We start from the raw sequence: 20,974 nt of genomic DNA on the forward strand, positions 1-20,974 counted from the left end.
GCGGAACGCCACGCTGCCGCACCGCCCCACCCTGCCATGACGCCTTCGCCCCTGTCCCAGTTACTCCGCCACGGCCTGCTGGTCTCAGGCCTCTGCTCCGTCATCGCCGGCATCCAAGTGGCCTATGGCCGCGGCCCCTGGCATGCGCAACTGGTGTATTCCATGTCGATCGGCATGGTCAGCTGGCTGTTCGTGGAGGCCGGTCGCTTCTGGCTCACCCGCAACAGCCCCATCCCCTGGCCCCTGGGCTGGCCAGGATGGGTGCTGGTGGCCGTGAGCGGCACCCTCGGGTTCAACGCCGGCAATGCCATCGGCGACGCGTACGTCCGCTCGCTGCATCTGCCGTACGCGGCGTCGCATCCGGGCGATCCCGGGTCGGCCGTCATCACCACCATGCTCGCCAGCGTCGCGGTGTCGCTGTTTTTCTATGCCCGGGGCAAGTCGCGCTACCTGGAGGGCCGCATCGCGCAGGCGCAGCGGGACGCGGCCGAGGCACGGCTCAAGCTGCTGCAGACCCAGCTCGAGCCGCACATGATGTTCAACACCCTGGCGAACCTGCGCGCCCTGATCGGCGCCGATCCGCCGCAGGCGCAGGCCATGCTGGACCATTTCATCGCCTACCTGCGCGCCACGCTGGGCGCCTCGCGCGCGACGGCCCACCCCCTGGCCGACGAATTCGCCCTGCTGCGCGACTACCTGGAACTCATGGCCGTGCGCATGGGGCCGCGCCTGTCCTATGCGCTGGACCTGCCGCAGTCCCTGGAATCGGTCCCCGTCCCGCCGCTGCTGCTACAGCCCCTGGTGGAGAACGCGATCCGCCACGGCCTGGAGCCGCAGGTGGAGGGCGGCCGCATCGAAGTCACCGCACGGCGTGCTCCGGGCCCGGCCCCGCGCCTGGAGCTGAACGTCTGCGACACCGGCGCAGGCCTGCGGCCGGACCCTGCGGCGCCCGGGGCGGCTCCGCGCTCCGGCAGCCGCTTCGGCCTGGCACAGGTCCGCGAACGGCTCGCCACGCTCGAAGGCCCCGGGGCCACGCTGGAGCTGGTGCCCGGCGACGGCGGCCGGGGCGCGCGGGCCTGCATCCTCCTGCCGCTGGATCTGCCCGCGGCCCCGTCCGGCGCCAACGCCGGCGCCCCCACTGGAAACACCAAGACGCCATGCACGCCCCCCGCGCACTGATCGCCGAAGATGAACCCCTGCTGGCCGCGGCCCTGCGCCAGGAACTCGCGCGCGCCTGGCCGGAGCTGCAGATCGCCGCCACGGTGGGCGACGGCGACAGCGCCGTGCACCAGGCCCTGGCGCTGCAGCCCGACGTGCTGTGGTTCGACATCCGCATGCCCGGCCGCAGCGGGCTGGACGCCGCGCTGGAGATCGCCGGCGCCTGGCCGCTGGAGGAGGCGCCGTTTCCTGCCCTGGTCTTCGTCACCGCCTATGACCAGTACGCGGTGCAGGCGTTTGAGGCGCAGGCGCTCGACTACCTGCTCAAGCCCGTGCAGGCGCCCCGGCTGCTCAAGACCGTGCAGAAGGTCCAGGCCGTACTGGCGGCCCGGGCCCGCCGGCCGGAGGGTTGCGAGGCCCCGGAAGCGGACGCTCCGCCGCGGGACGAAGCCGGGCTCGAGGCCCTGCTGGACCGCCTGCGCGGCCTGCTCCCGGGCCCGTCCCCTGCCACGGCAGCCACGGCAACGCCCTCCCCGGACGCCGTGCCGCTGACGGTCATCCAGGCCAGCAGCGGCCCGCGGATCCACTTCGTCCCCGTGGCGGACGTGCTGGTGTTCGAGGCGGCGGACAAATACGTGCGCGTGCTCACCGCCCGGCAGGAATACCTGATCCGGACCCCGCTCAAGGAACTGGCGGCGCAGCTCGAGCCCGACGTGTTCTGGCAGATCCACCGCGGCACGCTGGTGCGCGCGTCGGGCATCGAATCGGTGGAACGCGACGAGGCGGGGCGCCTGCACCTGCGCCTGCGCGAGCGGCCCGAGCGCCTGCCGGTGAGCCGCCTGCACGCCCACCGCTTCAAGGCGATGTGAAGCCCGGCCCCGGCCACCCGGGGGGCCGGGGCACGGGCGCGGTTCAGCGGTTGGCCGCCAGCAGCAGCCCGCCCGCGCCCATGAAGAAACCGCCCGTGGCCTTGTTCAGGCGCGCCACGCCCCGCTGCGAGCGGATGACGCGCCGGATCTGCCGGCCGCAGCTGGCATACACGGCCGTGGAGACGAACTCCGCCAGCAGGTACACCGAGCCCAGCACCAGGAACTGGCGCGCAGCAGGCTGCGCCGGATCGATGAACTGCGGAAAGACTGCCGCGAAAAGGATGATCGCCTTCGGGTTGGTGATGCCCAGCAGGAATTCCTGGGCGGCCAGCGCGCGCCAGGTGGGCACGGCGGCACGGTGCGCGGGCGCGGCAGCCGCGTCGCCGCCCTCCACCAGGTCCAGCCCGCCGAACTCCCGGCTGTTCCAGGCCCGCCACCCCAGCCAGAACAGGTAGGCCGCGCCCACCCACTTCACGGTGGTGAAGGCGGCCTCGGAAGCCAGCAGCATGGCCCCCAGGCCCACGGCGGAGATGGTCAGGAAGATCGCGAACGCCGCCGCCCGCCCGATGGTGGCGAACATCGCCGCCCCCACCCCGGCGCGGATGCCGTTGTTCAGGCCGCAGAAATTGTTAGGGCCGGGCGTGAGCGCGATCGCCACGGCCACGGGAGCGAACAGGAGGGCATCCATGATGATGACGGCAAGGGCGGCAGGGGCCGGGACCGCCAAGCATACTCCCGCGCGCGGATGGCCGTCAGGCGATCCGCAACTGGGTCTGCGTGTCGCAGAACACCGCCGGGTGGAAGCCCGGGCGCCCGTCCGGCGGCGATTTCGCCCACAGCAGCAGCCGCTCCGGGGGCATGGGCCGGGCGAAATAGTAGCCCTGCAACTCGTCGCAGCCCAGGGCCGAGAGGATCTCGACCTGGCGCCGGTTTCCCACCCCCTCGGCCACCACCCGCTTGCCGAGCGCGTGCGACATCCGGATGACCGCATCCACGATGGAATACGCATGCTCGCTCTCGCCCAGATCGCTGACGAAACTCCGGTCGATCTTCAGCTCGCACGCGGGCAGCTGCCGCAGGTAGCTCAGGCTGGAATAGCCGGTGCCGAAGTCGTCGATGGAGATGCGCACGCCGGCCTTCTCCAGGTTCGACAGCGCCTCCCGGCTGCCCTCGGCGTTCCTGACGGCGACCGATTCGGTGATCTCGCAGGTCAGCAGCGCGGGGTGGATGCGGTAGGCGTCCAGGATCTGCCGGATCCGGGCCGCCAGCTCCGGTTGCCGCAATTGCTGCGCGGACAGGTTCACCGCCACGCGCATGCACAGCCCCTGGCTGCGCCATTTCCTCGCCTGGCGGCAGGCTTCCTCGAGCACCCAGTCGCCGATGCGGTCGATAAGATGGAAGCGCTCGGCGATCGGTATGAAGACGTCCGGCGGTACGTGGCCCCGCAGCGGATGGGTCCAGCGCAGCAGTGCTTCCACGGCCGTGATCTTCCCGCTCCTGGCATCGATCTTGGGCTGGAAGACGAGGTGCAGCTCCCCGCGGGAGATCGCGCCGCCCAGGTCGCGCGACAACTCCAGCGCCTCGTCGGCCTGGCCCTCGGCCTCGGCCGTGCCCTCCCCGGCGTAGAAGGCGTGCCCGCCGCGGCCCTTCGCCTTGGCCGCGCACATCGCCAGGTGGGCATGGGCCAGCAGCCGCGACGCGGGGCGGAACCGGGGATAGCATGCAACGCCGATCGAGCAGGTCACCGACACCTCCGACCCCGCGATGTCGTGCGGGCCGGCCACCGCGGCCGCGGCGGCCTCCGCGATGCCCCGGGCGAGGTGGCGATCCAGGGGGCCCTGGTAGAAGGCGGCGAACTCGTCGCCCCCGATGTACGCCAGGCCGTCGAAAGCCCGCGGCAGCGCCTGCAGGCGGCGTGCGGTGCCGCGCAGTATCCAGTCTCCCGCCGCATAGCCGAACTGGCTGTTGATGCCCTTGAGGCCGTCCAGCCCGAAGAAGAACACGTACAGCACCTCCTCCCGGGCCGCGCACTGGCGTGCCGCGGCCTGCAGGCGCCGCTCCAGCTGCGCACGCCGCAGGATCGGGCGGGAGCCCGTGCGCGCGTGGCGTGATGCCCCGCGGCCATCACGGACCCTTCTGCGCAAAGCAGACAACCGGGCCCGCACGAGCCCTGCGCAGAACCCGAGGGCGCCAGCGGCGGCCAGGGCCGCCCACAGGTAGAAAAAAACCATCGATCGCCTTCACCCTCCCGACCGTCCGGGACGAAAAGCGCCGCCGGTGCGGCGCATCGGCATGCGCGCGCCGCGCCGGGCCGAGGAACCGGTGGGATGGACGCCGGATGTTGGCACCCCGGCGGAGCATCCGGCATCCCACAGGTGTCGGATGGCGCCGGCCGCTACAGGGTGCCGAAATTGGACGGAGCCGCCCGGCCTGCGGCGCTCGCGGCGATCCGGCGCAGCAAGTCCAGCGGAGCGATCGGTTTGTAGCAGAGTGATACGCCGCGCAGGGCGATGCCGGGCGCGGGGCCCAGCGCCTCTCCCGTCAGGACGATCGCGGGCACGTCCGGCCAGTGCCCGCGCAGCAGCGCCACGGCATCGAGCGCGGTCTTGCCATCCGGCAGTCGGTAGTCGCTGAGCAGCACGTCCGGCGCACGCTCCAGGGCCGGAAGGGCGTCGCGCATCTCGTCGATGCAGGACCAGGCCTCGTACAGCACGCCGTGCGCGCCGAACAGTGCCGCGAGCGTCGCGCGCACCAGCGCATCGTCCTCCACCACGACAACGTACTGGCCGCTCACGGTGTCGATGTCCTCCTGGGCGGCGGCCTCCGGCACCGGCAGCGCCTCCAGCACGGCCGCTGCCGCCGACGGGGGGATGTCCAGCGTGAACGTGCTGCCGGCGCCCACGGTGGACGCGATGGACAGGCCGTGGCCTGGCAGGAGCCCGAGCATGGCGGACACGATGGACAGGCCCAGGCCCACGCCTTTCTCGGCCTCGGCGTGCCGGCCTTCGATCTGGAAGAAGGGGCGGAACAGGATGCCGGAGTCCAGCACATCGCGAGGAATGCCGATGCCGTTGTCCTGCACCGCGAGGCGCACCGCTCCCCCGGCGCCCGCGCGCTCCAGCACCAGGGCCACGCGGCTCTGGCGGCCGGCGGACGCACTCCGGTACTTGATGCCGTTGCCGATGAGATTGGTCAAGATCCGCTGCAGGAAATGGGGGTCGCTGCGCACGAACACGGGCCGCGGCCCGGGCAGCACCGTCTCGACGCGCACCTGGGTGGCCAGGGCGACCGAGCGGTGCTGCTCCGCGGTCTCGCGCACCAGGGCGGCCAGGTCGAAGTCGGAGAGTTCCGCCTGCACCCACCCGGACTCCAGCCGGGACAGGTCGAGGATGGCGGACAGCTGCGAACGCATGGTGGCGGAGGCACGGGTGGCCATGTCCACCAGGCCCAGTGCGGCCTCGGTGCGCCCGGAGCGGATGGATGCGCCGATGGGGTCCAGCGCGTTGCCGATCGCCTGCAGGGGCTGGCGCAGGTCGTGCACCGCGTCGGCCAGGAAGCGGGATTTGTCCCGGTCCCGGCGCTCGGCCTCCAGGCGCAGGCGGTCCTTGAGTTCCAGCAGCGCGGTGGCGCGCTCCTGGGCGGCACGCATGTCCGACGCCAGCGCCTCGTTCATGCGCAGCATCTCCGTGGCCCTGGCCTGGTGGCGGCGCTCTTCCAGCAGGCGGTGGGCCAGGGCCAGCGAGAAAAGCAGGACCGCCATCGCGGACCCGATCTGGGGGGCGACCTCGAAATTCAGCGGGCTTTCGAGATAGCGGGTGAGTCCCAGCATGTCCAGCGCATGCAGCGCCGCGCCGACGAGCACGCCGGAAAAAGCGACGAAGAAAATGCGTGCGGGCGCATACCCGCGGCGCGCCTGGAGGAAGGCGAGCGCCATGCAGGCCAGGGTGGCCAGCACCTGCGCCGCGAGGGCGAGATAGGCGGCCTGCGGATACGACAGCAGCGTGGCACCCGCCACCACGCCCGCGGCCGCCGCCACCGGCATCGCGCTCCACCGCAGCCACGCAGGGGGATCGCAGGCGTCGCTCACGAACTCCATCGTGAACGACGTGAACAGGCCCGCGGCCAGGAACATGAAGACGATCCGGCACCAGTCGCTCCACACGCCCGAGCCGGGCCAAGCGTACTGGAACGCCAGGCCGTTGTAGCTGAGGATGAATCCGGACGTCGCCAGGATCCAGCCGCTGTAGTAGAGATAGATGCGGTCGCGGACGATCAGGAAGATGATGAAGTTGCACAGGAACACCCCGCCCATCAGACCGATGTAGAGCCCGTTGACCAGCAGGACCCCGTGCTCCGACTCCTCGAATGCCTGCCACCGCCACGCCGTCAGCGGAAAGCGCATGGAGCCCTGCGTCTCCACGCGGGCGATCACCTCCACCATGTCGCCGGCCTGCACGTCCACCGGCACCACGAAATTGCGGGCCCCGTAGGGGCGCTCATGGAAGGGGTAGCGGTCTCCGAAGCGCCAGTGCTGCCAGGCGGCGCGGGGCCCCGTGCGCACATACATGTCCACCCGGTCGAGCAGCGGGTACCCTACCTCCAGGAGCAGCACGCCACCGGCCCGGCCCGCATCGAAGGGCTGGCTGCGGAACCAGTGCGGCGCGGTGGCGAACCCGTAACTCGCCGACGAAGGCGGCCTGCGGACCCATGCGGCGCCGGGCAGCGCGGCCACCTGGTCGAACGCAAGCGCCACGCCCTCCTGCTCCGCCAGGTGTTCCACCGCCAGCTGCCGGCTTCCGCCGGCAGGCTCCGCCGCGCGCGCCAGGCCCGGCGGCGACAGCAGGCACAGCAACATCAGGCCCAGGAGCGGCAGGGAAAGCCATGGCATGCGGATGCCTAGCGGGGCGGAGGCACTTTCAGCCGCCGGCGGGCGACCTCCACGATCAGTTCCGTGCGGCGCACCACGCCGAAGAACCGCAGCAGGTCCGATACGTAGCTCTTGCGCACCGTGCCCTCGCTGATGCCCATGCGGTTGGCGATCGACTTGTTCGGAAGGCCCTGGCACAGGTAGTAGAGCACCTCGTAATGGCGTGGGGCCAGCCCCACCGACTCCGCCGTTCCGCCGCGGGGCGCGTCCGCCAGCCTGCTGCCAGGGGCACGCTGCGCCATCGATGCGGGCAGGTACACCCCGTCGTTCAGCACGGTCCGGATCGCCTGCTCGAACACGCCGGCATCTCCCACCGCCTTCGTGATGTACCCGGAAGCCCCCTTGGCGATGCACGCCAGGACGGTGGAGCGGTCGTCGTCGCCGGACAGCATGATCGCCCTGCAGGGCATTTCGCGCTCCCTCACGTACTGCAGGAGGTCCATACCCGTCTGCGCGCCACCCAGGTCTATATCGATGAAGACGAAGGCGAAGGCCGTGCCGTCCAGCCGCGCCCGGGCCCCCTCGTAGGAACTCTCCTCGTGGATGCGCGATCGCGGCGCTGCCTTCTCCAGCAGCGAGCGCATGCCGGCGCGGACCAGCCCCTGGTCTTCGACGATCAGCACGTCCGAGCCCCACGCCTGTGCAGAGCCTGGCTCCGTGCTTTCCCGGCGGACCGTGCCGGACGCCGCGGGGTGGACCCATCCGTTCCAGACATCGATACTCATTAAAAAAATGATTTATTTGAAATAAAATAACATTATAAATGATAAAAAATTCTAAGTAGAAATCCCGTCCCCCCATCAGGTCGCCCGTGGACATGGCAGCCAGGCATGCTGGACCATCGAGGCGGATCCGGCCATCCGACAGATGTCGGCAGGGTGTGATTTCGTATCGCTGGCGGCACACCGCAGCGGCGGCGGTTGAAGTACCCGGCCGTTTCTTGGTCCAATCGACAGCCGTATGCACAGCACCGCGAGCCAGCTTCCCGGGCCACCGCCAAACCCATGCCCCTGACCGGTCCCCATTTCACCCAGCCGCCCACCGCGCTGGAGGCGCGCGCCGTTGCCCAGGCCGTGATGCGCCAGATCCAGCCGGGCAGCATGCAATTCCAGGTGTTCAGCCTGTGCCTGCTCCTGATCAGCGTGGCGCTGTGCCTGCACGCCGGACTGCCCAGGCGGCCGGACCTGCTGCCGTTGCTGGCGCTGACGGGCCTGGGGCTTTCCGCTGCCATCTACCTGGCCGCGCCCGGGCGCGGCCAGTTCGCCTTCAACTGCAGCGGCTTCATGCACGGCGTCTTCACCGCCCTGGCCTTCCGCTTCCTGGCCGACGCGCTGCCCAACTGGAACTTCTGGGTTCTTCCGCTCTGCCTGCTGCTGACGTTCACGGCCGCCATCGTCTACACGGGCTTCTGGCGCCACCTCGGCTACAACCTCATCTGCTGGGCCATCCTGACCCGCATGGGCTCGGTGGACAGCGGCGAGCAGGGCCAGGCACCGCTGCTCATCCTGCTGATGGTGATCGGCATCGGCCTGGCATCGTCGGTGTGCTTCTTCATCGACCACTCGCGGCGCACGAACGCCCTGCTCACCCTGCGGCTCGAACGGCTCGCCAACTACGACGCACTGACCGGCATGCGCAACCGCCGCTCGTTCCTGGAAGCGGTCGGCTCGGCGATTGCCGCGGCCGCCCCGGGCGACGCCGATGGCGGCAGCAGTGCCGGCAGGATCCACTTCGCGCTGCTCGACATCGACGACTTCAAGCGCATCAACGACACGCTGGGCCACGGAGCCGGCGACCTCGCGCTGCAGCGGGTGGCCAGCGCCATCATGGCCCAGTGCGGCGCCCGCCCCTGCGGGCGCATGGGCGGCGAAGAATTCGGCATCCTGCTGGCCGGCATGGTCACCGCCGAGGCCGAAACCTTCCTGGACGGCCTGGTCGCCGCAGTGCGCGACAGTGGCCAGGACGGCACGGCCACAACCGCCAGCATCGGAATCGCCACCCTGCAGGGCAGCGAGACACTGTCGGAATTCCTGCGGCGTGCGGACGATGCGCTCTACGACGCCAAGCGCGCAGGCAAGAATCGCTGGTGCGCCGCGCACTGGCCGCCGGCACCCGCATGCCCGTCCGGCCCTCCTGTTTCCGGGAAGACCGGCCGGGCGGCGGCTCAGTCTCCCAGTTCCACCACCTGGTTCCACGGCACGCCGCCCAGCGTGCCGTAGTGCGCCACCACCACGGCGGTGCCATGGCGAGAGCCCGCGGATGCAGTGCAGGCCACGGCTTCCGAGAGACATCGGCGCAGGTATTCCACGGACGGGCGGTCCAGCCCCGCGACCGGCTCGTCCACCAGCACGAGCGCCGCGCCGCTGGCGAAACCGGCTGCCAGCAGGACCTTGCGGCGCGTCCCGGTGGACAGTTGCTCCATCCGCTTGCCCGCATGCCCGGCCAGGCCGAAACCCTCGATGTGCAGCGCCAGCGCCTGCGCGCTCCAGTCCGGCCAGCGCCGTGCCTGCCCGGCCCACCAATCCACCGGTGTCTCTTGTTCGCCGGGCAGTTCCGGCCCATCGCCCCGGGGATCGGCCCAGAAAATACTGCCGCCGCTCGCCGACACGCGCCCTGCCTGTGGACGCAGCGCACCCGCGATGATCCGCAGCAGGGTGGTCTTGCCGCGGCCGTCGCCGCCCCGCAGCAGCGTGGCGCCCGGCCCGATGCGCAGGTCCATGCCTTCGAAGAGCGGCCCGGCAGCACCCGGCGGTGTATGGCGCAGGCCCAGGCTTTCCCACAGGACGGGCATGGCGGACGGGGCGGCGGCTCGGGGCGGGTCGGACGGAGGGACGGTCATGGGCAAGGCAGATGCGGCACAAGGGAGCGGTCGGCCTACATTCTGTGGCAATCTGCAGGATGCACTCGCCGACAATCGGCGCCGTGCACTGCCTGCCCTGGCAGGCCGTGTCCGCCATGCATCCTTCCACTGTCCAGCCCATCCACTTCCGGCCCATGATCCTGCGTTACCTCGATTTCGACTACAGCGAAGACGGCGAAGGCGGCGGCACCTGGGACGCCATGGCCAGCGTTACCGGGGAGCACGTGGACGCGCTGCATGCGGAAATCGCTGCCGTGCTGGACTGGGCCCATGGGCGGTTCGGCAGCCAGCGCGGCCCCGTCGAAGAAGACGGGGAATGGGATTACGACCTGCAGGCCGTGGAAGAAACCTCCACCGGGCAGTCGCTGCGCTACGACGAGGAGCAGCGCCGCGTGGTGGCCGAGCCGGGCGCCACGGGTGCACCGCGCCACACCGTCACCCTCTCGCTCTGCGGCACGCAGGCCTTCTGCGAGGCATTCCGCGCGCGTTTCGGGCTGGAGTAGCTCTTTCTGCCTTGCGCCAAGGCCGGCGCTCCCGGCACCCGCCGGCTATACGGCGTCCACCACCGCCAGGACGACGGCCGACTCGTCCACCGACATCACCACGCGCCGGCCCGCGCGCAGGCCGGACCCGGGCTCCGCGAAGCCCACCATGCGGACGCCGGCATCGAGTTCGGCGGATACCTCGTCCCCCTGCGCACCGCCGCGCGACAGGCGCGCCACCCGGCCTGACCACGCGTTGGAAGGCCCTTCTTCAGGCACGCGCCGGGCAGTGGTGCGAACGGGCTGTGCGGGCTCCACGCGCACGGCCGTGGCCTTGCACAGCGCCAGCACCGCGGCGCCCGGCTGCAGGCCGAGCAGTTCGGCACTCTCGCGGGTGATGCGGGCACACAGTCGCAAGCCGCCCTCCGGCGCCTTCGCGCCCTGCCCCGCTGCGGACTCGCCCCGCAGCCACACCCGCACCACAGGGCCCATCGGCTCCAGCGCCTGCACCATGCAGGGCCACTGGTTGCGCATGCTGGTGCGCAGCGCCAGGCCCGCGGCCGGACGCACGGCGCGGGCCTGGCCGGCCTGCCCCCCCGAGGGTGACGCCTGCGCCCCGGACGCACCGGCGTTGGCCAGTATCCCGGCACGCGCCTGCGCCAGCGCATCCGCCGTGCGCAGCAGCGCGTGCCCGGCCTCGGTCAGCCGCGCGCCACCGCCTCCGGCCCCGCCCACCGCACGCTCCACCAGGGGCACGCCGGCCAGGTTGGTGAGGGTGTCCACCGCCTGCCAGGCGGCCTTGTAGCTCACGCCCACCACGCGGGCCGCCTGCGAAATCGAGCCGCCGGCACCGATCTCGCGCAGCACCGCCACCCGCCGGTCGGCCGGCCCATGGGCCAGCGCATCGGACAGGGCGGCCGGCGCCATGGGGGCGTTGCGGGAGGGACTCGGGGGACGGACGGCACGGGAAGGCATGGGCCGATGATGCCGCAGCGGACATGCTTACATGCCGACACACAAACCCTCCCATTGGATGATGCCCGCCAAGGCCGATCCTCCCTAGCATCTCCGACCTTTGGGCGGCCCAGGGCCCCCTCCAGGAAAGAAAACACCCATATGAGCGGCAAACCCGCGGCCCGGCAGGGCGACATGACGCAAAAGGGAGGCTCGATCGTCCAGGGCTCGGCGACGGTGCTGATCGGCTCGGCCGGGGGCGTGGCGTGCTCGGTGTGCCCCGGTGGCATGGCGGTGGGCAACCCGGTGAACCCGGCGCTGGGCGCGAAGGTGCTGACGGGGGCGGATGAGCTGGACTTCGCGCTGCCCGGGCCGCTGCCGCTGGCATGGCAGCGGGTGTACAGCAGCTATGTGAATGCGGAGCATGGCGCGGCATGCGGGCTGCTGGGGTATGGGTGGAAGTTGCCGCTGGAACTGCGTCTGAGGCTTCAGGATGAGCGCGCGGTGCTCTTCGATGCGTCGGGTCGGGCGATCACGTTCGAGGAGCCCTTGCTTTCGGGGCAGGCGCTGTACAGCAGCAGCGAGGACCTGTGGCTGTTGCGGGGCGGTGGCATGGCTGCCGACACTCCAGCCACCACAGTCTCCACCCCGGAGGCATCCACCTCCACGTCCCCATCTTCCACACCGGCCGAACTGCTGGCGTGGGCGCAGCAACCCCGGTGGTCGCATATACCGGCAGTGCTGCGTGCGGACCCGGGATGCGTGATCGCCGTGCCGGGTGCGGGCGGTGCAGGCGCTCCGGCCTGGGTGTTCTTGCCGACGGGCATATCGGGTGACCATGTCCTGCACGCGGTGATCGACCGCTTCGGCCGCAGCCAGCGCTACCAGTGGGGCGCGGAAGGTGAACAGCAGGGCCGTGTCGTAGGCATCACCGATGGCACCGGGCGCCGCTACGCGATGCGCTACGAGCGCATTGCGCAGGATGCCGGGACAGCACAGACAAGTGCCCATCCCCTGCTGCAACACGACGACGGCGTAAGGCTGGTGGGCGTGGACTGCACGCTCAACCCGCTCGACCCGGGCGTGGTACCCGGCACCGCACCGCGCCCACAACCCCTGGTGGGCTACCGCTACGACAGCGCAGGCAACCTAGCCGAGGTCCTGGGTGCGGACGGCACCGTGCTGCGCCGCTTCGGCTACGACGCGCTGCACCGCATGACGGAGCACCAGGTGCGCCAGGGCCCGAAGCACCGCTACGTCTATGAGGACCAGACCGCGCAGGGCCGCCGCCAGGGGGTGGCGGCCCGCCCGGGCGCCCGCGTGGCCGAGCAGCACAACGAGGAGGGGCTGTCGTACTTCTTCGAGTACAGCCAGTCACCCTCGCAGGCCGCGCAATCCGCGCAACCCGCGCCATCCGCACATACCGCGCAGGCAGCCCAGGGCCCGGAGGACGGCCAGGATGGCCCGACTCCGGCCACCGCGTCTTTGCCCGGCAATCGCCAAAGCAGCACGGTGGTGCGCGACAGCCTGGGCCGCACGACGGCTTACCACTTCGAGGGCGAAGGCGGCCTCAAGCGACTGGTGCGCCTGGTGGCCCCGGATGGGGCCGAGCAGAGCTACCGCCATGACAGCGCTGGCCGCCGCCTCTCGGCCACCGATGCGCTGGGCCGCACCACGTGGTGGCGCTACGACGGCGCGGGCCGGCTGCTGGGCGTGCAGGGCCCGGATGGCCGGAGCACGCAACAGCACTGGGGCGCGGCGGGCAGCGCGCAGGACGGTCTGCTGCTGGCCAGCCAGGACGCAGCAGGGCTGCGCACGGACTTCCGCTACGACGCCTGGGGCCGACTGGTGGAGGTGGCGATGGCTCCAGCCGGGGGCGGAGCGACCGACACCCCATCCCTCACCACCCGCTTCGAATACGAGCAACCCCAGGAAGATGCCGCTAGCGGCACCGTAGGCTTCCCTCTCCACACACTCGCCTGGTGCGACCAGCCCGTGGCGATGATCGACGCCCAGGGCGGACGCAGCCTCTACGCCTACAACGCCTGCGGCCAGCTCGCGCGGCACACCGACTGCTCCGGCCGCAGCCAGTCCTGGCGCCACGGCGCCTGGGGCGAGGTGCTGGAGGCCACGGACGCGCTGGGCCAGCGCACCCGGCTGCACCACGTGCTGGAGCATGGCGCGCTGCGGCTGGTGGGCGTGCAGCAGCCGGGCAACACGGCGGTGCGCTACCGCTGGTCGTCCGCCGGCATGCTGGAGGCGACCACCTACGGCACGCACGACGTGCTGGAAGGCACGGGCGAGCCCGCGGGCACCAGCACGACGGTCGCCTACCGGCACGACCTCTGGGGCCGGGTGGTGGAGCAGGTGCAGGCAGGCCGGGGCGTGCAGCTGCGCTACGACGTGGCCGGGCGGCTGCAGGAACTCGTCAACGAGAACGGCGACGTGACGCGCTTCGTGCACGATGCGGCCGACCGGCTGGTGCAGGAAGTGGGCTTCGACGGCCGCAGCCAGGTGTATGGCTACGACGCGGCGGGCCAGCTCACGCACACGGGCGACGGGCATGGCGAGGGTCACCATCCGGGGGCGGCAGCGCGGCCGGAACTGGGGGCGGTGGTGCGCACGCGGCTGCACTACGACCTGGGCGGCCGGCTGGTGGCGCGCGTGGCCGTGCGGCTGCCGGCGCCGGGCGCATTGGCCGGTGCTGGTGTCGGCGTTGGAGGCGATGCCGCAATCGAGGCCACCGACAACCCTACGGCTGAATCGCACGCTGTGCTGCAGATCCAGCGCTTCGAGCACACCTCGGCCGGAGCATTGCAACAGACGCGGGCCTGGCAAGCAGAACTGCCCCACGGGATCGAGCCCATGGCCCTGCCGACGGCCCTGTCTCCCGACTCCTCGCGCCCAGGCGCTGCCACGGACCGACCCATCTCCCTCGCCGAACGCTGGCTGGCACTGGACACGCAGGCACTGTTGTCCCTGCTGGACCGCCCGGGCGATCCCGCCCAGGCATCACTGGTGGCCGCCCTGCAGGCGCAGCGGCTGCAACCCGAGGCCCGCGTGGCGCTGGCACGCGATGCCTTCGGGCGTGTGTGCGGAGAGACGCAGACGCTGTACCGGAAGCCGCAAGCGCTACACCTCCAGGCCAGCCTGGGTGCCGGCGAGCCGCCCGTTGAGTTCGAACACGCGATCACCCACACCCTGGGCCCGCTGGGCCAGCGCACGGCCACGCAGGCGCAAGGCCTGGGCACGCTGCAGTGGCTGGCCTACGGATCGGGCCACGTACACGGGCTGCTGCTGGATGGGCAGCCGCTGGTGGACTGGGAGCGCGATGCCCTGCACCGCGAGGTGGGGCGCACGCTGCACGTGCTCGAAGGCCAGGACAACGCAGACCTGCCGGCGGTCGTGCATGCGCGGCAACTCGACCCGATGGGCCGCCTGCTGCACCAGGACTGGCGGGGCCTGCGCCATGCGGCGCCGGTGGTTCCTGCGGACCCGGCCAACGCATCCGATACGGGTCTTTCGTCGGCTGCGGGCCGCATCGCCCCGGCCCTGGGGCCCCTCTCCACGCTCGCCCAGCGCCGCTACTGGTATGACCCGCTGGGCCAGCTGGTGGGGGTGCAGACGCCGGGCGAGGCCACGCGCTACGCCTACGACGCCTGGCAGCGCCTGACCGGGCTGCACCGCGCGGGCCAGGGCTCGCCGGAGGTGCAGGCGCGCTGGACGCTGGACGCGGCGGGCAACCGCCTGCCCGCGCCCCTGGAGGCTCGCGCGGCCGGGCCCTCCAGCGCCGAGCGTCAGGACTGGGCGCGGCAGGTGCGCGAGAACCTGCACGATGCGGACTTCGACCTGCTGCGCGCGGGCGACGGGCCTGGCGAGGGTGCAGGCCCGGTCACGCGCTGGCCGGGCAACCGCATCGGATGGAACACGCCCGAGCCGGATGCCGATGGCACCAGCATCGATGGCAGCGACGGCAAGGGCATCCTGATCCGTTACCGCTACGACGCCTTCGGCAACCGGGTGCAGGCGCTGCATGCCGACGGCCGGGCGCAGCGGCTGCGCTACGACGCGCTGCACCGGCTGCGCGAGGTCTGGCAGCGCGAGGCAGCCGGTGGCGCCTGGCAGCGGGTGGCCTGCTACCGCTACGACCCCTTCGGGCGGCGGCTCGCAAAGACCGTCTTCGGCCATGGCCACAGAAGCGGCAACGGCCACGCAGCTGCATCGGAGCCGGCGACCACCACGTATGCCGGCTGGGACGGCGACCGCTTCGTGCACAACGAAGGCCCGCAGGGGCTGCAGCACGTGCTCTACGAGCCCGGCTCCTTCGCGCCGCTGCTGCGCCTAGAGCGCGAGCAGGCCATTCCCACGGCCATGCAGGCCATGCTCGCCATGGAGGGAAGCGAAGGAAAGGACGATGTCGGCCACGCCGATGGCCTGGGCGAAGCGCAGGCGTTCTTCGCGGCGCTGCCGCCATCGCAGCGCGGCATGCTGCAGGACGCCCTGCACGGCGCGATGGGGCCGGACCGCGAGGCACTGATCGCGCGCATGCAGGGCATGCTCCCCGCCGAGGTGGCCACGCTGCTGGCATCCGGACTGCAGGAGGTCGGCAGGCGCCGGCAGTCCGCCGCCCGGTCCGCGCCCACACGCATACGCCATTTCCTGTGCGACCACCTGGGCACGCCCATCGCTTTGGTGGACGCCAACGGCCCGCAGGCGGGCCTGGTCACCTGGGCCGCGACCTATCACGCCTGGGGCACCGTGCGCGAGGAATACGACCCGCACGGCATCGGCCAGCCCATCCGCTTCCAGGGCCAGCACCTCGATGCCGAGACAGGGCTGCACTACAACCGGTTCCGGTACTACGACCCCCTGTTGGGGCAGTATGTAACCCAGGATCCGATAGGGCTGGAAGGTGGATTGCATTCGTCGATCTACCCGCTGTCTCCAACAACGGAAATCGATCCGCTCGGCCTGTTGGCATCGTCAACGGTCGATATGAATTTCTTTCCACACAATGAACCCATCCGGTCCGCCGCAAACAAGATCCGTGGTTCCGACACCCTGTACCTCATCGCCGGGCACGGAAACAGGCATGGTCTGCATGACGAACATGGCAAACTCATCCCGGTTGACAAGCTGGCTCAGATGATCCGCCGCGATCCGAATTACAAGCCGGGCATGCCCATCGCATTGCTTTCCTGCAATACCGGATGGAAGAACAGTGCCTACGCACAGGGGCTGGCCAACGCCATGAAGGCGATTGTCGTGGCACCAGACCAATACGTCTGGTACGACCTACAAACAGGGCGCATGACGGAAATGGGGGGGAACATCATCACCACGCATAGTTTCGGCTTCGAATTCCAGAAGTTGGTGAAAGACCCGTCCCGGCCAGGCAAATACAACGCGTTCTTTCCGGAGCGTGCCTCACAGCCCCAGCTTTGACGGCCGCCGCACCAATGCTCCCGCGCCGACCTCCGTTGACGCCCGCCTATACTCACCGCTATTCACCCAAGGAATAGCGAAATGCCTCCCTCGTCCGTCTTCCGCCCTGCCGCCCGCAACCGCGCCCGTGTGGGCGCCCTGCTGGCCACCGCGGTCCTCACCCTGGCCTGCACCACCGCCCGCGCGGGCGAGGTGCCGGTGGCCGTGGCGGCGAACTTCACGGCACCGATGCAGAAGATCGCCGCCGCGTTCGAGCAGGACACGGGCCACAAGGCGGTGCTGTCGTTCGGCGCGACCGGCAAGTTCTACGCCCAGATCCGCAACGGCGCGCCGTTCCAGGTCTTCCTGGCGGCGGACGACACCACGCCCCGGCGCGTGGAGAGCGAAGGCCTGGGCGTGCAGGGCTCGCGCTTCACCTATGCCGTCGGCAGGCTCGTGCTGTGGAGCCCCCGCGAGAACTACGTGGACAGCCAGGGGCAGGTGCTGCGCACGGGTGACTTCACGCACCTGTCGATCGCCAACCCCAAGCTGGCGCCCTACGGCCTGGCCGCCGTGCAGACGCTGGAGAAATTGGGTCTCTCCGATGCGCTCAAGCCCCGGCTGGTGACGGGCGAGAACATCGCCCAGGCCTACCAGTTCGTGGCCAGCGGCAATGCGCAGCTGGGCTTCGTCGCGCTGTCGCAGGTAATGGAGGACGGCCGCATCGCCAAGGGCTCGGCCTGGCAGGTGCCGGATGCGATGCACGAACCCATCCGCCAGGATGCGGTACTGCTCGCCACCGGCAAGGACAACGCGGCTGCCACGGCGCTGATGCAGTACCTGCGCGGCGACAAGGCGCGCGAGATCATCCGCCGCTACGGCTACGGCTTCTGACGCCGGGCCATGCCGCTGTCGTCCGAAGACCTCGCCGCCATCGGGCTGACGCTGCGGCTGGCGGGACTCACCACGCTGCTGTTGCTCGTGCTGTGCACGCCGCTCGCGTGGTGGCTGGCACGCACGCGCTCGCGATGGCGCGGCTCGGTGTCCGCCGTGGTGGCGCTGCCGCTGGTGCTGCCGCCCACGGTGATCGGCTTCTACCTGTTGCTGCTGCTCGGGCCGCACGGGGCGGTCGGCCGGCTGATGCAGTCGCTGGGACTGGCCACGCTGCCGTTCACCTTCGGCGGGCTGCTGGTGGGCTCGCTCGTGTATTCCCTGCCCTTCGCCGTGCAACCCCTGCAGCGCGCGTTCGAGGCCGTGGGCGACCGGCCGATGGAGGCCGCGGCGCTGCTGGGTGCGGGGCCGCTGGACCGGTTCTTCACCGTGGCGCTGCCGCTGGCGCGGAGCGGCTTCCTGACCGCGGGGGTGCTGAGCTTCGCCCACACGGTGGGTGAGTTCGGCGTGGTGCTCATGCTGGGCGGAAATATTCCCGGGGTGACGCGCGTGGTATCGGTGCAGATTTATGACCACGTGGAAGCGCTGGAGTACGTCCAGGCCCACTGGCTCGCGGGCGCCATGGTGGCCTTCTCGTTCGCGGTGCTGCTGGCGCTGCATGCCCTGCAGCCCGCGCGGAGGCGCGCATGAAGGCCTCGGCCCTGCCCCCGGTCGCCGGCGACGCCATCGAGGTGCAGTTGCGCCTGCCGCGGCCCGGCCGCTTCACCCTGGAAGCGGACCTTCGCCTTCCGGGCCAGGGCATCATCGCGGTGTTCGGCCCGTCCGGATGCGGCAAGACCAGCCTGCTGCGCGCCATGGCGGGGCTGGAGCGCGGCGCCGGACGCGTGACGGTGCCGGGGGAGGTCTGGCAGGACGACGCCCTTGGCCAATGGCTGCCGCCGCACCGGCGCGCCCTGGGCTATGTCTTCCAGGAGCCAGGGCTTTTCGCGCACCTGGACGTGCGCGGCAACCTGGATTACGGCCTGCGGCGCACGCCGCCCGCGCGGCGGCAGGTGCCGCTGGAGCAGGCGGTGGAGCTGCTGGGCATCGGCCACCTGCTCGGGCGACGCACCCATGCGCTGTCGGGCGGCGAGCGCCAGCGCGTGGCGATCGCGCGCGCCCTGGCCGCGAGCCCCCGCGTGCTGTTCATGGACGAGCCCCTGGCCGCGCTGGACGCCGAACGCAAGGCCGAGGTCATGCCCTACCTGGAGCGGCTGCAGCGCGAACTCGACATCCCCGTGCTTTACGTGAGCCACGCACTCGACGAAGTGGCACGGCTGGCCTCGCATCTCGTGCTGCTGCGCGAAGGCGCCGTGCTGGCCAGCGGCCCCATCGGCACGCTCATGGCCCGGCCGGACCTGCCGCTGGCGCACGGCGAGTTCGCCGCGACCCTGGCCGAGGGCGTGGCCGACGGCTACGACGCCACCGACCGCATCGCGACCGTACGCCTGCCGGGCGGCCAGGCCCTGCTGCTGGCCGCGGACCGCGCCCTGCCGCCGGGCACGCCGGTGCGGCTGCGCGTGCAGGCGCGCGACGTGAGCCTGGCACTGGCGCCACCGGCAGCGACCAGCGTGCTCAACCTGCTGCCCGCCCGCGTGCTGGCCCTGCACGACGAGCCTGCGGGCCAGGTGCTGGTGGCCCTGGATGCCGGGGGCACGCCACTGCTGGCGCGCATCACCGGGCGGTCAGCGCGCACGCTGGGCCTGGCGCCGGGGCTGCAGGTGGTGGCGCAGGTCAAGGGCGTGGCCCTGCTGGGCTGAAACATGCCCCGCCGCCGGCGCAAGGCGATCGGGATCCAGGTGGCCGGGATTCATGGCAGGAATAAATGGAAGCACTGGCGGCAATGCCCTCAAAGCACGCTCACGCCATAAGAATTCCGCGCTTTGCCACCGCGAAGGATTCCCTCCCATGCCCGTTTCCGTTTTCGACATGCAGTCGCTCCAGCATCTCTGGTGCACGGACGAAGTCCGCGCCATCTTCGGCGAGGAGAACCGCGTGCAGAAGTGGCTCGACGTCGAAGCCGCGCTCGCTTCCGCCCAGGCCGACATGGGGATCATTCCCCAGGATGCGGCCCGCGAGATCGCCGACAAGGCCAGGGTCCGGAATATCGACATCGGCAGGATGGCCGCCGATATCCGGCGCATCAAGCATTCGCTGGTCCCCGCGCTGCGGCAGTTGCAGGCCGCGTGCTCCGGCGACCACGGCGAGTGGATCCACTATGGCGCCACGACCCAGGACGTGATCGATACCGGCGTCGCGCTGCAGCTCAAGGAATTCCACGCGGTCGCGCTGCGCGACATGCGGGCCGTGGGGCGGGAACTGGTCCGCCTGGCGGTGGAGCACCGCGACACGCCGATGGCCGGGCGCACGCACGGCGTCCAGGCGCTGCCGATCACCTTCGGCCACAAGTGCGCCGTGTGGCTCGACGAACTCGGCCGCCACCACGAGCGCCTCGTCCAGGCCGCTCCGCGCGTGCTGGTGGGAATGCTGGCCGGAGCGGTGGGAAGCCAGGCCGCCTTCGGCCCGAAGGCCGCGGAACTGGAGGAGCGCGTGCTGCGCAGGCTGGGCCTGGGCGTGCCGCCGATCAGTTGGGCGCCCGCGCGCGACCGCTTCGCGGAGTACGCCAACCTGCTGGCGCTCATCGGCAGCACGCTGTCGAAGATCGGCAACGAGCTTTTCAACATGCAGCGCGACGAGTGCGCCGAAGTGGAGGAAGGCTTCCCCGAGGGCAAGCTGGGATCGTCCACGATGCCCCACAAGCGCAATCCCGTGTCGGCCGAGAACCTCGCCGGGCTCTCGCGCCCGCTGCGCTACAGCGCCGCGATGATGGTCGAGGGCATGGTGCAGGAAAGCGAGCGCGACGGTATCGCCTGGAAGGTGGAATGGAAGGCGCTTCCCGAGGCCTGCATGATCGCCGGGGCGATGCTGTTCCAGGCCAGGCACCTGCTGGAGGGGCTGAAAGTGAATGCCGGCGCGATGGCGGCCAATCTCGGCCGGATGCAGGGCTACCTGCTCTCCGAACGGGTGATGCTCGAGCTCTCCAGCCGCGTGGGCAAGCAGACCGCCCACGAGTGGATCTACGAGGCATCGATGCACGGCATCACCCACAAGCTCGGCTTCGCCGAAGCGATGCGCCACCACGAAAGCCTGGGCCGGCTCCTGACCGAGGACGAAATCCACGACCTGACCGATCCCGCCGGCTACCTGGGCCAGTGCGGGCCCGCGGTGGACCGGGTGGTGGCGGCGCACGGGGAATGGCTGCAGGGCTGAATTCCCGCCCGGGCGGCCGCCCGGGCCTGGTGCCCGCGGGCTCATCCGTTCCCGGCTTCGGCTGACAGACCGGGGGCCTGCCGTCGCACACACTGCGCGG

Annotated in this window: 15 protein-coding genes; 9 read left to right on the forward strand and 6 right to left on the reverse strand. The window is 70.9% G+C overall.

The genetic code is table 11. The features are described from left to right. Positions 1 to 36: 36 nt before the first annotated feature. Together ACGHC0_RS16385 and ACGHC0_RS16390 are read left to right on the forward strand one after the other, a co-directional pair. Positions 37 to 1,179, forward strand: a complete 1,143-nt coding sequence (locus tag ACGHC0_RS16385) for a sensor histidine kinase (protein WP_415266174.1) — start codon at positions 37 to 39, stop codon at positions 1,177 to 1,179. Then, positions 1,158 to 2,027, forward strand: coding sequence for a LytR/AlgR family response regulator transcription factor (locus ACGHC0_RS16390; RefSeq protein WP_368351986.1), 870 nt, complete (start codon positions 1,158 to 1,160; stop codon positions 2,025 to 2,027). Before ACGHC0_RS16385 ends, ACGHC0_RS16390 begins: the two co-directional genes overlap by 22 nt. 43 nt (positions 2,028 to 2,070) lie before the next feature. Here the strand turns inward: ACGHC0_RS16390 and ACGHC0_RS16395 are convergent, their stop codons facing one another. The 4 genes from ACGHC0_RS16395 to ACGHC0_RS16410 all read right to left on the reverse strand — a co-directional run bounded on the left by ACGHC0_RS16395 (position 2,071) and on the right by ACGHC0_RS16410 (position 7,679). Further along, positions 2,071 to 2,715: a LysE family translocator gene (locus tag ACGHC0_RS16395; protein ID WP_368351987.1), complete on the reverse strand. Its 645-nt coding sequence runs from the start codon at positions 2,713 to 2,715 to the stop codon at positions 2,071 to 2,073. A 64-nt stretch (positions 2,716 to 2,779) separates the two neighbouring features. Beyond that, positions 2,780 to 4,258: a putative bifunctional diguanylate cyclase/phosphodiesterase gene (locus ACGHC0_RS16400; RefSeq protein WP_415266175.1), complete on the reverse strand. Its 1,479-nt coding sequence runs from the start codon at positions 4,256 to 4,258 to the stop codon at positions 2,780 to 2,782. Positions 4,259 to 4,422: 164 nt separating this feature from the next. Continuing rightward, a complete protein-coding gene (locus tag ACGHC0_RS16405; protein WP_368351989.1) occupies positions 4,423 to 6,915 on the reverse strand; it encodes a 7TM diverse intracellular signaling domain-containing protein in 2,493 nt (830 codons plus the stop codon). A gap of 8 nt (positions 6,916 to 6,923) precedes the next feature. Next, positions 6,924 to 7,679, reverse strand: coding sequence for a response regulator (locus tag ACGHC0_RS16410; protein WP_415266176.1), 756 nt, complete (start codon positions 7,677 to 7,679; stop codon positions 6,924 to 6,926). 279 nt (positions 7,680 to 7,958) lie between these two features. On the opposite strand from ACGHC0_RS16410, the gene ACGHC0_RS16415 reads away from it, so the two are divergent. Beyond that, positions 7,959 to 9,173 (forward strand): sensor domain-containing diguanylate cyclase, encoded by a 1,215-nt coding sequence (locus ACGHC0_RS16415; protein WP_368351991.1) that lies wholly within the window; start codon positions 7,959 to 7,961, stop codon positions 9,171 to 9,173. Here ACGHC0_RS16415 and ACGHC0_RS16420 read toward each other — a convergent pair. Beyond that, positions 9,119 to 9,793 carry an ABC transporter ATP-binding protein gene (locus tag ACGHC0_RS16420; protein WP_368351992.1) on the reverse strand — a complete coding sequence of 225 codons (675 nt, stop codon included), beginning with the start codon at positions 9,791 to 9,793 and terminating at the stop codon, positions 9,119 to 9,121. The two genes, ACGHC0_RS16415 and ACGHC0_RS16420, sit on opposite strands and share 55 nt — an antisense overlap. A 155-nt stretch (positions 9,794 to 9,948) precedes the next feature. Between ACGHC0_RS16420 and ACGHC0_RS16425 the strand changes: the two genes are divergently transcribed. Further along, positions 9,949 to 10,317: a VCBS domain-containing protein gene (locus ACGHC0_RS16425; protein WP_368355658.1), complete on the forward strand. Its 369-nt coding sequence runs from the start codon at positions 9,949 to 9,951 to the stop codon at positions 10,315 to 10,317. Between the two features lie 45 nt (positions 10,318 to 10,362). On the opposite strand, the gene ACGHC0_RS16430 is transcribed toward ACGHC0_RS16425, so the two are convergent. After that, positions 10,363 to 11,271 carry a TOBE domain-containing protein gene (locus ACGHC0_RS16430; protein WP_368351993.1) on the reverse strand — a complete coding sequence of 303 codons (909 nt, stop codon included), beginning with the start codon at positions 11,269 to 11,271 and terminating at the stop codon, positions 10,363 to 10,365. Positions 11,272 to 11,412: 141 nt separating this feature from the next. Between ACGHC0_RS16430 and ACGHC0_RS16435 the strand changes: the two genes are divergently transcribed. From ACGHC0_RS16435 to purB, 5 genes are all read left to right on the forward strand, one after another. Then, positions 11,413 to 16,695 (forward strand): RHS repeat-associated core domain-containing protein, encoded by a 5,283-nt coding sequence (locus ACGHC0_RS16435; protein ID WP_415266177.1) that lies wholly within the window; start codon positions 11,413 to 11,415, stop codon positions 16,693 to 16,695. An 81-nt stretch (positions 16,696 to 16,776) separates the two neighbouring features. Next, on the forward strand, positions 16,777 to 17,568 hold the full coding sequence (modA, locus tag ACGHC0_RS16440) for a molybdate ABC transporter substrate-binding protein (RefSeq protein WP_368351995.1): 792 nt from the start codon (positions 16,777 to 16,779) through the stop codon (positions 17,566 to 17,568). A 9-nt stretch (positions 17,569 to 17,577) separates the two neighbouring features. Next, on the forward strand, positions 17,578 to 18,255 hold the full coding sequence (modB, locus tag ACGHC0_RS16445) for a molybdate ABC transporter permease subunit (RefSeq protein WP_415266178.1): 678 nt from the start codon (positions 17,578 to 17,580) through the stop codon (positions 18,253 to 18,255). Beyond that, complete coding sequence (modC, locus tag ACGHC0_RS16450; protein WP_415266179.1) at positions 18,252 to 19,364, forward strand: molybdenum ABC transporter ATP-binding protein; 1,113 nt, start codon at positions 18,252 to 18,254, stop codon at positions 19,362 to 19,364. The genes modB and modC overlap by 4 nt, the downstream gene beginning before the upstream one ends. 148 nt (positions 19,365 to 19,512) lie before the next feature. Further along, on the forward strand, positions 19,513 to 20,874 hold the full coding sequence (purB, locus tag ACGHC0_RS16455; protein ID WP_415266180.1) for an adenylosuccinate lyase: 1,362 nt from the start codon (positions 19,513 to 19,515) through the stop codon (positions 20,872 to 20,874). Positions 20,875 to 20,974 lie beyond the last annotated feature (100 nt).

The sequence above is a fragment of the Acidovorax sacchari genome, from assembly GCF_042847045.1.
Taxonomy (GTDB): domain Bacteria; phylum Pseudomonadota; class Gammaproteobacteria; order Burkholderiales; family Burkholderiaceae_C; genus Paracidovorax; species Paracidovorax sacchari.

Excerpts from the sequence above, each read along its gene's own strand:
- ACGHC0_RS16400 (WP_415266175.1), bottom strand. The coding sequence starts at position 4,258 with ATGGTTTTTTTCTACCTGTGGGCGGCCCTGGCCGCCGCTGGCGCCCTC.
- ACGHC0_RS16425 (WP_368355658.1), top strand. The coding sequence starts at position 9,949 with ATGATCCTGCGTTACCTCGATTTCGACTACAGCGAAGACGGCGAAGGC.
- modC (WP_415266179.1), top strand. The coding sequence starts at position 18,252 with ATGAAGGCCTCGGCCCTGCCCCCGGTCGCCGGCGACGCCATCGAGGTG.
- ACGHC0_RS16390 (WP_368351986.1), top strand. The coding sequence starts at position 1,158 with ATGCACGCCCCCCGCGCACTGATCGCCGAAGATGAACCCCTGCTGGCC.
- ACGHC0_RS16405 (WP_368351989.1), bottom strand. The coding sequence starts at position 6,915 with ATGCCATGGCTTTCCCTGCCGCTCCTGGGCCTGATGTTGCTGTGCCTG.
- ACGHC0_RS16410 (WP_415266176.1), bottom strand. The coding sequence starts at position 7,679 with ATGAGTATCGATGTCTGGAACGGATGGGTCCACCCCGCGGCGTCCGGC.
- ACGHC0_RS16430 (WP_368351993.1), bottom strand. The coding sequence starts at position 11,271 with ATGCCTTCCCGTGCCGTCCGTCCCCCGAGTCCCTCCCGCAACGCCCCC.
- modA (WP_368351995.1), top strand. The coding sequence starts at position 16,777 with ATGCCTCCCTCGTCCGTCTTCCGCCCTGCCGCCCGCAACCGCGCCCGT.
- purB (WP_415266180.1), top strand. The coding sequence starts at position 19,513 with ATGCCCGTTTCCGTTTTCGACATGCAGTCGCTCCAGCATCTCTGGTGC.
- ACGHC0_RS16395 (WP_368351987.1), bottom strand. The coding sequence starts at position 2,715 with ATGGATGCCCTCCTGTTCGCTCCCGTGGCCGTGGCGATCGCGCTCACG.
- ACGHC0_RS16385 (WP_415266174.1), top strand. The coding sequence starts at position 37 with ATGACGCCTTCGCCCCTGTCCCAGTTACTCCGCCACGGCCTGCTGGTC.
- ACGHC0_RS16435 (WP_415266177.1), top strand. The coding sequence starts at position 11,413 with ATGAGCGGCAAACCCGCGGCCCGGCAGGGCGACATGACGCAAAAGGGA.
- ACGHC0_RS16420 (WP_368351992.1), bottom strand. The coding sequence starts at position 9,793 with ATGACCGTCCCTCCGTCCGACCCGCCCCGAGCCGCCGCCCCGTCCGCC.
- modB (WP_415266178.1), top strand. The coding sequence starts at position 17,578 with ATGCCGCTGTCGTCCGAAGACCTCGCCGCCATCGGGCTGACGCTGCGG.
- ACGHC0_RS16415 (WP_368351991.1), top strand. The coding sequence starts at position 7,959 with ATGCCCCTGACCGGTCCCCATTTCACCCAGCCGCCCACCGCGCTGGAG.